At 64.9% G+C, this 12,803-nt stretch carries 12 protein-coding genes; 1 reads left to right on the top strand and 11 read right to left on the bottom strand.

The window, feature by feature from the left end; all coding sequences use genetic code 11:
• Positions 1-567: a DUF305 domain-containing protein gene (locus DW352_RS24520; RefSeq protein ID WP_115693787.1), complete on the top strand. Its 567-nt coding sequence runs from the start codon at positions 1-3 to the stop codon at positions 565-567.
• A gap of 65 nt (positions 568-632) precedes the next feature.
• Here DW352_RS24520 and ppdK read toward each other — a convergent pair whose 3' ends face one another.
• The 11 genes from ppdK to DW352_RS24465 form a co-directional block, all read right to left on the bottom strand.
• The gene (gene ppdK / locus DW352_RS24515) at positions 633-3,437 is read right to left on the bottom strand and encodes a pyruvate, phosphate dikinase (protein ID WP_245434237.1); all 2,805 of its coding nucleotides are present in this window, start codon (positions 3,435-3,437) and stop codon (positions 633-635) included.
• An 82-nt stretch (positions 3,438-3,519) separates the two neighbouring features.
• Positions 3,520-3,663 carry a DUF3096 domain-containing protein gene (locus DW352_RS24510; protein ID WP_115693785.1) on the bottom strand — a complete coding sequence of 48 codons (144 nt, stop codon included), beginning with the start codon at positions 3,661-3,663 and terminating at the stop codon, positions 3,520-3,522.
• Positions 3,664-3,739: 76 nt separating this feature from the next.
• Positions 3,740-4,360: a ParB-like protein gene (locus DW352_RS24505; RefSeq protein ID WP_115693784.1), complete on the bottom strand. Its 621-nt coding sequence runs from the start codon at positions 4,358-4,360 to the stop codon at positions 3,740-3,742.
• A 2-nt stretch (positions 4,361-4,362) separates the two neighbouring features.
• The gene (locus DW352_RS24500) at positions 4,363-4,830 is read right to left on the bottom strand and encodes an MgtC/SapB family protein (RefSeq protein ID WP_115693783.1); all 468 of its coding nucleotides are present in this window, start codon (positions 4,828-4,830) and stop codon (positions 4,363-4,365) included.
• A 45-nt stretch (positions 4,831-4,875) separates the two neighbouring features.
• Positions 4,876-7,029, bottom strand: coding sequence for a glycine--tRNA ligase subunit beta (gene glyS, locus DW352_RS24495; RefSeq protein ID WP_115693782.1), 2,154 nt, complete (start codon positions 7,027-7,029; stop codon positions 4,876-4,878).
• A 71-nt stretch (positions 7,030-7,100) separates the two neighbouring features.
• Positions 7,101-9,086 carry a DUF2207 domain-containing protein gene (locus DW352_RS24490; RefSeq protein WP_115693781.1) on the bottom strand — a complete coding sequence of 662 codons (1,986 nt, stop codon included), beginning with the start codon at positions 9,084-9,086 and terminating at the stop codon, positions 7,101-7,103.
• Complete coding sequence (locus DW352_RS24485; RefSeq protein ID WP_115693780.1) at positions 9,086-9,649, bottom strand: LemA family protein; 564 nt, start codon at positions 9,647-9,649, stop codon at positions 9,086-9,088. Before DW352_RS24485 ends, DW352_RS24490 begins: the two co-directional genes overlap by 1 nt.
• A gap of 36 nt (positions 9,650-9,685) precedes the next feature.
• Positions 9,686-10,135 carry an endonuclease domain-containing protein gene (locus DW352_RS24480; protein WP_115693779.1) on the bottom strand — a complete coding sequence of 150 codons (450 nt, stop codon included), beginning with the start codon at positions 10,133-10,135 and terminating at the stop codon, positions 9,686-9,688.
• A gap of 88 nt (positions 10,136-10,223) precedes the next feature.
• Entirely contained in the window at positions 10,224-11,183 is a 960-nt protein-coding gene (locus tag DW352_RS24475) for a glycine--tRNA ligase subunit alpha (protein WP_115693778.1), read from the bottom strand.
• A gap of 331 nt (positions 11,184-11,514) precedes the next feature.
• On the bottom strand, positions 11,515-11,715 hold the full coding sequence (locus tag DW352_RS24470; RefSeq protein WP_115693777.1) for a hypothetical protein: 201 nt from the start codon (positions 11,713-11,715) through the stop codon (positions 11,515-11,517).
• Positions 11,716-11,788: 73 nt separating this feature from the next.
• Entirely contained in the window at positions 11,789-12,670 is an 882-nt protein-coding gene (locus DW352_RS24465; RefSeq protein ID WP_115693776.1) for a S49 family peptidase, read from the bottom strand.
• Between the last annotated feature and the right edge of the window lie 133 nt (positions 12,671-12,803).

Here is a 12,803-nt window from a genome sequence, read left to right as displayed (position 1 = left end):
ATGCATTACAACCGTTTCGCAGCGATGATCGCCACGTCGACCGTTCTGATGTTCGGGATGATGTATCTCAATACATATGCGGTCGATCACATCGCGTTCAGTCAGACGCGAACATGGATGGCGCTCATGATGGGCGCCGCCATGGCGGTGATCATGATCGGCTTCATGTGGGACATGTATGAGAACAAGCGGGTGAACGCCGCCATCGCCGTCGGCAGCATCATCGTGTTCGCTCTCGCCCTAGGACTGGTCCGGAGCCAGCAGACGGTGAGTGACGTCGCGTACATGAAGGCCATGATCCCCCATCATTCGATCGCCATCATGACGAGCGAGCGCGCCCACATCCGCGACCCCGAAGTGCGCAAGCTGGCCGACGGCATTATCGACGCGCAGGTGCGCGAGATCGCGCAAATGAAAAAGCTGATCGCGCGCCTGGAAGCACAGCCCGTGGCCGCGGACGCGCCGGACCTACCCTCCTATCGCGCGAAGGGCGCGCCTCCGCCTCCGCCGGAGACGGACCAGAGCACGGGCATCGATACGCTGAAGGTGCCGCGCATCAATTATTGACGGCGGCGCATGTGCACGGTGGGCCCGGCGGCGACGCCGCCTTGGCCCACGTTATACACCACAACCTACGCCTGGCTCGCGGCGCCCTTGCCGAGCGCTGCCTGCGCCGCGGCAAGGCGCGCGATCGGCACGCGGAACGGCGAGCACGAGACGTAGTCGAGCTTGGCCTCGTGGCAGAAGGCGACCGACGCGGGATCGCCGCCGTGTTCGCCACAGATGCCGACCTTCAGCTTCGAACGAACCTTGCGGCCGCGCTCGACGCCGATCTTCACCAACTCGCCGACACCCTGCTGGTCGATCGACACGAAGGGATCGGACGGCAGGATGCCGCGCGCGGTGTAGATGCCGAGGAAGCTCGCCGCATCGTCGCGCGAGATGCCGAAGGTCGTCTGCGTCAGATCGTTGGTGCCGAAGGAGAAGAACTCAGCGGACTCGGCAATCTCCCCGGCCATCAGCGAAGCGCGCGGCAATTCGATCATGGTGCCGACCTGGTAGTTCACCTTGGCGCCGGTTTCGTTTTTCACGGCCTGCGCCATGGCATCGATGCGCGCCTTGACCAGATCGAGCTCGGCCTTGGTCGCGATCAGCGGCACCATCACTTCCGGCACCACCGGCTTGCCGGTGCGCTTGGCGGCTTCGACCGCCGCCTCGAAGATCGCGCGCGCCTGCATCTCCGCGATTTCCGGATAGGCAATGGCGATACGGCAGCCGCGGAAGCCGAGCATCGGATTGAACTCGGCCAGCTCCTTAGCGCGGTGCTCGAGCTTCTTCGGATCGGCGCCCATGGCCTTGGCCACTTCGGCGATTTCCTCCTCGCCATGCGGCAGGAACTCGTGCAGCGGCGGATCGAGCAGACGGATCGTCACCGGGCGTCCGGCCATGATCTCGAACAGCTGAACGAAGTCCTCGCGCTGCATTGGCAGGATCTTCGCGAGCGCGGCGCGGCGCACCTGCTCGTCGTCGGCGAGGATCATTTCGCGCACCGCCTGGATGCGGTCCGCCTCGAAGAACATGTGCTCGGTGCGGCAGAGGCCGATGCCTTCGGCGCCGAAACGCACGGCTGCCTTGGCGTCGGTCGGCGTGTCGGCATTGGCGCGGACGCCGAGCTTGCGCACCTTGTCGGCCCAGCCGATCAAGGTGGCGAACTCGCCGGACAGCTGCGGCTCGATCATGTCGACCTTGCCGGCCAGCACCTGGCCGGTCGAACCGTCGACGGTGATGAAGTCGCCCTTCTTGAACACCTGGCCGCCGGCGGTCAGCGTGCCCGCCGCGTAATCGACGCGGATCTGGCCGGCGCCGGAGACGCAAGGCTTGCCCATGCCGCGCGCGACCACGGCGGCGTGCGAAGTCATGCCGCCGCGGGTCGTCAGAATGCCTTCGGCGGCGTGCATGCCGTGGATGTCCTCGGGCGAGGTCTCGACACGTACCAGCACGACCTTCTTGCCGTTATCCTTGAGCGCAGCCGCTTCGTCCGACGAGAAGATGATCTCGCCGGTGGCGGCGCCGGGCGATGCCGGCAGGCCGGTGGCGATCACCTTGCGGTGCGCTTTCGGATCGATGGTCGGGTGCAGAAGCTGATCGAGCGCCAACGGCTCGACGCGCAGCACCGCCTCGTTCTTGGTGATGAGACCCTCGTTGGCGAGCTCGACGGCAATGCGCAATGCGGCGCGCGCGGTGCGCTTGCCATTACGCGTCTGCAGCATCCACAGCTTGCCCTGCTCGACCGTGAACTCAAGGTCCTGCATGTCGCGGTAGTGCTTCTCGAGCTTGTTGTAGATGCGCGTCAGCTCGGCATAGGCATCAGGCAGCGCCTTCTCCATCGACGGCTTGTCGGAGCCGGCTTCCTTGCGCGCGGCCTCGCTGATTTCCTGCGGCGTGCGGATGCCGGCGACGACGTCCTCGCCCTGCGCGTTGATCAGGAATTCGCCGTAGAGCTTCTTTTCGCCGGTCGACGGATTGCGCGTGAAGGCGACGCCCGTGGCCGACGTCTCGCCCATGTTGCCGAACACCATGGCCTGCACGTTCACGGCGGTGCCCCAGCTCTCGGGGATGTTGTGGAGCTTGCGATAGGTGATCGCGCGCTGGTTCATCCAGGATGAGAACACCGCGCCGATGGCGCCCCAGAGCTGCTCGCTCGGGTCCTGCGGGAAGTCCTTGCCCAGTTCGTCGCGCACGCGCTTCTTGTAGCGCACGACGAGCTCCGCCCAATCGTCGGCGGTGAGATCGGTGTCGAGCGTGTAGCCTTGACGCTCCTTGTGGTGATCGAGCAGTTCTTCGAAGTGCTCGTGGCCGACGCCGAGCACGACGTCGGAATACATGGTGATGAAGCGGCGGTAGCTGTCATAGGCGAAACGGCGGTCGCCCGATTTCTGCGCCAACGCTTCCACGGTCTCGTCGTTGAGGCCGAGGTTGAGCACGGTATCCATCATGCCCGGCATCGAGGCTCTCGCGCCCGACCGCACCGAGACGAGCAGCGGGTTGTTCTTGTCGCCGAACACCTTGCCGGTGATCTTGCCGACCTGCGCCAGCGCCTTCTCGACCTGGGCGGCGAGCTCCTTGGGGTACTGCTGCTTATTGGCGTAGTAGTAGGTGCAGACGTCGGTGGTGATGGTGAAGCCCGGCGGGACTGGAAGGCCGAGATTGGCCATTTCGGCGAGGCCGGCGCCCTTGCCGCCCAACAGATTACGCTGATTGGGCTTGCCCTCGGCTTTACCGCCGCCGAACGAATAGACCCATTTGCCCTTCGGCGCGCTGGCCGCTTTGACGGCCGGCTTTGCCGCCTTGGCCTTCGCCGGCTTCTTCACGGCCGCCTGACGGACAGCCGGCTTCTTCGCCTTGGCGGCGACACGCAGGGATTTTTTCTTCGCCATGGGTCTTCGATGTCTCGGGTGAGGCAGATGGGGCTTTAAAAGCATCCCGGGCGCAGGCGGCGCAAGCCCCCGGGAACCGGCGTCAGCGGATAATTCCCAGGCCGATAATGCCAATCACAATCAGGTAGAGCGCGACGATGTAGTTCAGGAGCCGCGGCATCAGGAGAATGAGGATCCCGGCAATGAGCGCCACGACGGGCTGCAGATGCGAAACGCCAATAACCATGGGGTGCTTCCTTTGGTGACATGAACAAACGGACAACGCCGCGACAGGTTCCGTGGGCCTGCCAGATTCGCAAGGTTCAAGCCACGGGACCACACCAGCCGGGCAAATAATGGGCGTCCTGGCTCTTGGCGAACTTCATCGCCGTTTCAAGCGCGGTGGAAAAGTCGCGCTGTATCATCTTGACCGGCATGCGACGCCGCAAGAAATCCGCCCACAAGAACTCGCTGAACGGCGTCGTGTCCTTGGCGTAACCCCCCAGCCGCCGCAATTCGCCGGCCAGGCTGCGGAACGGATCGTCCTTCAGCTTCTCGATCGACTTCGGAATCTTCGCGAAGTCGCGCCGCCGGCCCTCCTGATCGTAAGGATGCACCCAAGCGCGATGGTCGAGCACGATCCAGAAATCTTCCGGATCGAGCGCGCTCAGATCGGCGACGATGGTCACCAGCACCTTTTTCACGCCCTCCTTGTGCAAGGCCAGCGAAAGATGGTGATGGTCGATGACGTAATGACGTTGCTTCGGCCCCAGGATGACCGGGATCATGTGGTCGCCGAGAAAATTGCCGATCTTCGTTGCGCCGCGCTTGCGCAGAAGGTTGCGCTTCTCGTCGACCTCCCGCATGCCGACCGTGATCTGGGTCGGCCGCAGGTCGAGGATGGGGACAGGTGTCAGGATAGGATCGCGCGCGAAGTTGCTCATCGTCAGCTCCTGCTCGTCGGCGGAGGCGGCCGCATGTCATCGTCGGCCGGCATGAAGCGCCGTCGCACCGCTTTTTCGAAGTCGCCGCCCCACATGAGAACGACGATCGTCAGCGCGAGACCCGGCACAATGAGCCGCCAGTCGGTCAGCGCGCAGGCTATGCCGAGGCAGGCAGTGAGCCAAGTGCTCGCCGCGGTCGTCAGACCATGCACCCGTTCGGCGACATTGCCACGGATGATGACACCTGCACCGAGAAAGCCGATGCCGGTGAGAATGCCTTGCACCGCGCGTGTGGCATCGCCGTCGCCGCCGACATCATCGGCCGCCATCACGGCGATGGCCGAACCGAGCGCGACCACCGCCAGCGTGCGCACGCCCGTCGCCTTGCCGTGAAAATTCCGGTTGAGACCGACCGCCGCGCCGCAGATCGCGGCCGCCAGCAGGCGAAGGGTGATCTCTAGAGCCGACATGACCCGAGCCCTACAGCATGCACCGCAAGGCCATGGCGCAATGCCCTAGCCTTCGATGCGGGAGAAATCCGCCACGGCGCGCGTCGCTTCGCGGATCTCGTTGAGCAGCTTGAGACGGTTCTCACGCACGGCCTTGTCGTCCGCGTTCACCTTGACCTTGTCGAAGAAGGCGTCGACGGCCGGGCGAAGCTTGGCTAGCACGCTCATGGCGGCGGCGAAGTCTTCCTTGGCGACGGCAGCGTTGGCTTCCGCCTTGGCGGCGGCGATGGCCGACGCCAGCGCTTTTTCCTCGGGCTCGACCAGCAAGGCCGCATCCGGTGCGCCGCTGTAGCTGCGCTTGTCCTTCTTCTCCTCGATGCCGAGGATGTTCGACGCACGCTTGACGCCAGCGAGCAGGTTCTTGCCGTCGTCGGTGTCGAGGAATTTGCCGAGCGCCTCGACGCGGCGGACGATCATCAACAGATCGTCCTGGCCCTCGAGCGCGAACACCGCATCAACGAGATCGTGCCGCGCGCCGTGCTCGCGCAGTTGGACTTTCAGGCGGTCGGCGAAGAAAGAGAGAAGATCGCCACTTGCTCCGTCATGCCCGCGCTTGTCGCGGGCATCCACGTCTTTCTTACTTTCGCTCAAGGCGTGGATGGCCGGGACAAGCCCGGCCATGACGCCGAAATGCGTGGCCGCGATCTCCAGCAGGCGCAGCCGCAACGCATTGTCGAGCACGATGCGGATGACCCCCAGCGCCGCCCTACGCAGCGCATAAGGGTCCTTGCTCCCCGTCGGCTTTTCATCAATGGCCCAGAAGCCGACGAGCGTGTCGATCTTGTCGGCGAGCGCCACCGCGACCGACACCGGATCGGCCGGCACCAGATCGTCCGGGCCCTTCGGCTTGTAGTGATCCTCGCAGGCGTGCGCGACGGCTTCGTCTTCGTTCTGCGCCTCGGCGTAATAGCGGCCCATCAGGCCCTGAAGCTCGGGGAATTCGCCGACCACTTCGGTGAGCAAATCCGCCTTACACAACTGCGCCGCGCGCTCGGCCTTGGCGACATCGGCGCCGACCAGCGGCGCAAGCTGCCCGGCCAGCGCGACGATGCGGTCAATACGCTCCGCTTGCGTGCCCAGCTTCTCGTGGAACACGATCTGCGAGAACTTCGGCAGCCGCTCTTCCAGCCGCGTCTTGAGATCGGTCTCGTAGAAGAACTTGGCATCCGACAGCCGCGCGCGGATGACGCGCTCGTTGCCGGCGACAATGGCCGCGCCGTGGTCGGTCGCCTCGATATTGGCGATCAGGATGAACTTGTTGACGAGCTTGGCCGTCTGCGGATCGCGCAGCACGAAGCATTTCTGGTTGGCGCGGATGGTGGCGCGGATCACTTCGTCCGGGATCGCCAGGAAGGCTTGGTCGAACGAGCCCATCAGCACCACCGGCCATTCGACGAGGCCGGACACTTCCGCCAGCAGCCCTTCGTCCTCGACCAGTTCATAACCTTGGGCGAAGGCGAGGTTCTTGGCGTCGGCGAGAATGATGTCGGCGCGGCGCTGCGGATCGAGCACCACCTTGGCGGCGTGCAGCTTCTCGACGTAGTCGTCGAAGCGTTTCACCGTGAAGGCGCCGGGCGCCATGAAGCGGTGGCCGCGCGTCTCATTGCCGACCGCGACGCCGTCCACATCGAAACGCACGATCTCCGGGTCTTCCGTCTCCGGCCCGAAGGTCGCGATGATCGAATGCAGCGGCCGCACCCAGTTGAGCGCGCCGGGCTTGGCCGACGCCGCGCCCCAGCGCATCGACTTCGGCCAGGGGAACGCGCGTACCACCTCCGGCACGATCTCGGCGATCACGTCGATCGCCGGCCGACCCTTCTTCTCGGTGACGGCGATGTAGAAGTCGCCCTTCTTGTCGGCCTGGACCTTGGCCTGATCGATCGAGGCGAGCCCCACCGCGCGCAGGAAGCCGGCGATCGCCTGCTCGGGCGCGCCAACCTTGGGGCCCTTGCGCTCTTCCTTGAGGTCCGGCTGCTGCACCGGCACGCCGTGCACGGTCAGCGCCAGCCGCCGCGGCGTCGCGAAGGCCTTGGCGCCCTCGTAGACGAGGCCGGCCGCCACCAGCCGGTCGGTGACCATTTTGCGCAGGTCGTCGGCCGCGCGCGCCTGCATGCGCGCTGGGATTTCTTCGGAGAACAGTTCGAGCAGAAGGTCGGGCATTGGCGGTCAATTCAAAGGGAGGGTGCGCGGCGCCTGCCTAGCAAGTGCGGCCGCTGATGTCACCCGGCGGCTCACCACCCGCCGCCGCCACCACCGCCACCCCCGCCTCCCGAACCACCGCCCCCGGAGGAAAAGCCGGACGAGGAGGACGAAACCGGCACGGCGCTCGACAGCGCGCTCGAGGCACTCGCCACGGTCGAGGCGACGGCGCTGCCGAAATTGGCGCTGGACCACGAACCGCTGGTCCACACCGGCTGATAGTGCCGCATCGGGTCGGCGTCCTCGGGATGCGCCCGCTTGAGCGCCGCCGCGAAGGCGTTCGACCATGGCTTCTCGACGTCGAGCGCGACCGCATAGGGCAGCAGCGCCTCAAAACGCTCGGCGGTGATCTCCGGCGCCTGCAGGTTGAGCCGATCGGATTCGGCCGTCTGCAGATACAACTTGAAGCCGGCGAGCTGGTCCATGATCGGCCGGCCGAGCGCGGTCGGCGCGCGCATGAGGTAGACGAACAAGCCGTTGAGCGCGGCAAAGCCGCCGACGAGCAGGAACGGCAGCGGGTGCCCCTCGATGAAGTACAGCGCCTCGGGCAGCAGGCTGACCAAACCGTTGGGCAGGAAGTTCTGCACGACGGTGTAGGCAATGGCGCCGAAGATGCCGAGCACGATCAACGTCAGCGCCGCGCGCACCGCGGTGGCGAAGCTGTTTACGCCGGTCACCGTCATGATGATCGGCACGAGGAAAATGCCGAGCCAGAAGCCGGCGAAGGCGGAGAAGACGATAATCAGGATGTCTTCGTCCTGCAGGCCGCCGAATGCGATGACGCCGACGATGACCGCGATCGTCATCAGGAGACCGAACATCACGTAGCCGACATTGCGCCGGAAGAAGCGGTTCTTGTTCTCCGACTCGATGCTGGCGTCGAAGATGGCGCCGGTGGCGGCAATGCTGGTGCCATTGTCGCTGCCGATCTCCACCGTGCCACGCCGATCGATGAGCCAGGACTCGATCGCGCGCTCGCCCGCCGGCAAAGCCGCCACGCCGCCTTCCGGTTCGCGGTCGGTGCGCTTGAGGATCAGCTTGCCGCCCTTGTTGTCGAAGCGGATGAGCCCCTTCACCGCTAACGACAGTGCCGCCGCCGTGAAGGCGCGCCATTTCTCGCGGCCGAAGCCCCAGTTCTCGATGTAGTTGGCGAGCGCCGGCGAGATATCCTTGGGCGGATAGAACAGCGGGATGATGGTGCCGCGCTTGGGATCGCGGCCGACCGCGGTCCATGCGGCGACGTAGTAGCCGAACACGAGCAGGAAGCCGAGGCCGCCGAGGATCCAGGCGCGGTTGTCGACCAGCGCGTACCAGAACTCATCGGACTGCGTCGGCGGCGCGACCGCGCCCTCCGGCAGCGCCGCGACGACCGTGAGCCCCTCGCCGGCGCGCAACGGCCGCGTCGTCGAAACGGCGAGAGTGCCGTCCGCATCAATCGCGCCGCGCCAGTCGGTGCCGCGCGCGCCGCGCGGACCGGTGAAGGCCGTCCAGCGCGTCGGGCGCATGTGATCGGCGAGTTCGAGGCGATAGCTCGCGGCCGTGATCGGGAAAGTCCAGAAATTGCCGGTGACGTTCCAGTTCAATTCCGGCTTGCCGTCGAACCATCGTACCTGACGCGCGGTGCGATAGCGGATCACATAGGTGTAGTCGCCGGCCTGCAGCAGCGTGTTCTTGTCGCCGGCGTAGATGCGCAGGACATTGTTGCCCTTGTGCTCGGTGAAATGCGGCTCCGGTTTGCCGTCGCGCGTCACGTCAAGCAGCGTGAACGAGACCTCCCGCCGTTTGCCCTGCGCATCGGTGAAGGTGAGCGGAAAATCGCGGAAGATGCCGCGCCTGATGCTCGCGCCTTCCGCGCGCACGCGGATGCGCTCGGTGACGGTGAGCTCGCCATCCTTGGCGACCACGACCGTCGAGTCGAATGCATGAATAATTTCGGCCGCGAAACCTGGACTGAAGCTGCCGAGCCACAGCGTCAGCGCAGCCACCGCGACCCGCGCGAATTGTCCGAGCCGTGTCATCACGAACCGAGCGCAACCTGCGGCACGGCGCGCTCCGCCTCGCTCGACAGCTCAAAGAACGGCCGCTCACGGAAGCCGAACAGACCGGCCATCACGTTCGACGGGAACGACTGCACCAGCACATTCTGGTTCCGCGCCGCGCCGTTGTAATAGCGCCGCGCCATCTGCAATTCGTTCTCGAGCGTGCTGAGCTGCTGTTGCAGCTCGAGGAAGTTGCGGCTGGCCTTGAGGTCCGGATAGCTCTCGGCGAGCGCCATCAGGCGGCCCAGCGCGACCGTAAGCGCGCCTTCGACTTGCGCGCGTTGCGCGACATCCTCGCGCGGCAGGCTGCCCGCCTGGCCGCGCAGTTTGCTGATGTCTTCGAGCAGGCCGCGCTCGTGCGCGGCATAGCCCTTCACGACCTCGACGAGGTTCGGCACCAGCTCGGCGCGGCGCTTGAGCTGCACGTCTATGCCGCTCCAGGCTTCGTTCGCCATCTGCCGCGTCGACACGAGGCGGTTGAAAACGACGATCGCCGCGACGGCAACGGCGGCCACGACGATGAGGATGATCCAGGTGGTCATGATGGTTGGTCGCGTCCCCGAAGGCAAAGGTTCAAGTTATTTCCGCGCCCGCTTCTCCCCTCCCCTTTGTGGGGAGGGGTCGGGGGTGGGGGTCGCTGTGATTGCGCTCATAGTTTCCGTCAGGACGCAGTCGATGTTCGAAAGCACATCGTTGTTCCAGAAGCGAAGCACGCGATAGCCCTCGGCCTCTAAGCGCCCGCTCCGCGACACATCTTCCGCTGTTTGAACCGCATGCTGGCCGCCATCAACTTCGATGACGAGTTTGCATCTGTGACAAGCGAAGTCAGCGATATAGGCGCCTATTTGAACCTGCCGGCGAAAATGCGAGCCGGACATCGGCAGGCGATGACGGACATGCCACCAAAGCTTGCGCTCTGCCTCGGTCGGCGCCTTTCGCATCCGACGAGCAAATGCACGTTGTGGCGGAGCCAACTCACGGTCGGTGCGCGCCCAAACCCGCTCGCCAGGTTCATCTGCAGGGATCATACGCGACCACCCCCACCCCTAACCCCTCCCCACAAGGGGGAGGGGAACAGGCCCTCAAGCCGGGTGAAGCGTACAGTATCGCGCGACTTTAACCAGCCCCGCCGGCTTCCGTCGCGAGCCACGCGGCGCCGCAGGCTTTGGCCAGTTCGCGCACGCGCAGGATATAGCTCTGGCGCTCGGTCACGGAGATGACGCCGCGCGCGTCGAGCAAATTGAAGACGTGCGATGCCTTGATGCACTGGTCGTAGGCAGGCAGCGCCATCGTGTGCTTGGTCTTGTCGTCACCGGTCCAACCGGCGGCGAGATACTTCTGGCAGGCCGCTTCCGCCATCTTGAACTGCTCGAATAGCATTGCCGTGTCGGCGACTTCGAAGTTGTGCTTGGAATATTCGCGCTCGGCCTGCAGGAAGACGTCACCGTAGGTGACCTTCTTGTCGTCGGTACGGCCGTTGAAGTTGAGATCGTAGACGCGGTCGACGCCCTGCACATACATCGCGAGGCGCTCGAGACCGTAAGTCAGCTCGCCCGCGACCGGCGCGCATTCGAAGCCCGCGACCTGCTGGAAGTAAGTGAACTGCGACACTTCCATGCCGTCGCACCAGCATTCCCAGCCGAGGCCCCAGGCGCCCAAGGTCGGGCTTTCCCAGTCGTCCTCGACGAAGCGGATGTCGTGCACGGCCTGATCGATGCCGATGGCCTTCAACGAGCCGAGATAGAGCTCCTGCAGGTCCGGTGGCGACGGCTTCAGGATCACCTGGAACTGGTAATAGTGCTGCAACCGGTTCGGGTTCTCGCCATAGCGGCCGTCCTTCGGACGGCGCGAGGGCTGTACATAAGCGGCATTCCACGGCTTCGGTCCAAGCGCCCGCAGCGTGGTCGCCGGGTGGAACGTGCCCGCCCCCACTTCCATGTCGTACGGCTGCAGGATGACGCAGCCCCAATCCGCCCAATACCGCTGCAGCGCCAGGATCAGGCCCTGGAACGACCGCGTGGGGTCGAGGTTGTCGGAACGCGCCGGGCGGCTGGCGAGAAGAGTGGCTTCGGCCATCGTGTCGATACGGGATGTTCGAGGACGGGAAAAATCGCGCGGGACCCTATCGGCGGCCCCTGAGGGGGTCAAGCGACGCCGATCAGAGCGGCCAACAGGCACGGAAAGCGCAAATACCGACAATTGCAGCAATCGGGTTCATGCCGTTTTGAACCCGAGTTGCTAGCTATATGACTAAGGTGAGGCGCGGCAGCGACGTGGGAGCTTCCATGACGACGTTTCAGGTCATCGGCGTGATCTTCATGGTCCTCTTCGTCGGACCGATGGTCACCGGCAGCGGCCGCACCTGAGCGGGAACGAAGGCGCCCGCTTCACCGCTCACGCGACATTCTTAGAGACGGTACTCGCCGGTCTGCGGATCGCGGCGCAAAGTCGGCCGCCGCTCCTGGTCGCGGATCTTGGCGGTGGCGCGACGCGCCTCGAGCTCTTCGTTCACGCGCCGCACTTCCTTGACCACCCAGTGCACGACCATGGCACCGCCGAGGGCGGCCAAGCTCCACTTCACCAGCGGCGTGAATACAAACGGCGGCATCGCAAGGTTCCTCTCCAGCACAAGCCGTCGAAAACGTGAGATTCAATCAAGGCGTTTTCGCGACTGACGACCCCTACAAACCGTAACGCGACCAAACGGCGCGGGTTTCCAGCGCCGAAATGACATCGTCGGCAAAGGTGCTTTCCGCCGCGGCAAACTTGGCCAGTCCGACACCCGACAACTTGCGCCCCAGCAGACTGCGCTCGGCCTCGATCAACGGCGTGCGGACTTTCTCGCCATAGCGCGCGCGTAACGTCGTCCGCAGATCGCCGACGCGGTCGGCGAGGCCGAAATCGATTGCCGCCTGCGCGGTCCAGAACTCGCCGGAGAACAGCGTCTGATCGTCGCCCTTGAGCTTCGAGCCGCGGCGCTCCTTCACCAGCGCGATGAAATGCTCATGGATATCTTTCTGCACCGCCTTGATACGCGCAACGTCGTCAGGCTTCTCCGGCAGGAACGGGTCGAGCATCACCTTGCGATCGCCCGAGGTATAGAGCCGCCGCTCGATGCCAACCTTCTCCATCAGTTCAACGAAGCCGAACGAACCGCCGACCACGCCGATCGAGCCGACGATGGAGAAGGGATCGCAGATGATCTCGTCGCCGGCGCAGGCCAACATGTAACCGCCGGACGCGCCGACATCCTCGATGAAGGCCAGCACGGGAATCTTCTTATCGGCCGCGAGATCGCGGATACGGCGGAAGATGAGATGCGACTGCGCCGGCGAGCCGCCGGGCGAATTGATGATCAGCGCCACGGCCCGCGCATTGCGCACGTCGAAGGCACGCTCCAGCACGCGAGCGACGTTGGCGAGCATGAGACCCGGCCGCAGCGGTGTGGTGACGCCGATAACGCCGGACAGACGTACCACCGGCACCACCGGAATGTCGGCGCGGAAGCGCGACGGCACCAGCGGTCCCAAAAAATCGAGCAGGCGTGAAAAAAAGTTTGGCATCCAATTCCCGCTCAATGCGTTGCAGTCGAAAGCAAGTAGGCACCGACCCTGTCGATGTCAAAGGCACGCCATCGGTAACGGCGCAAGGCGAAGGACTGCGACGATGGTCACTGCGAAGTGACGCAAACGTGAG

The organism is Pseudolabrys taiwanensis (assembly GCF_003367395.1).
GTDB lineage: Bacteria > Pseudomonadota > Alphaproteobacteria > Rhizobiales > Xanthobacteraceae > Pseudolabrys > Pseudolabrys taiwanensis.
Note: the sequence above shows the minus strand (reverse complement) of the source record. Positions and strands in the feature narration are given on the sequence as shown.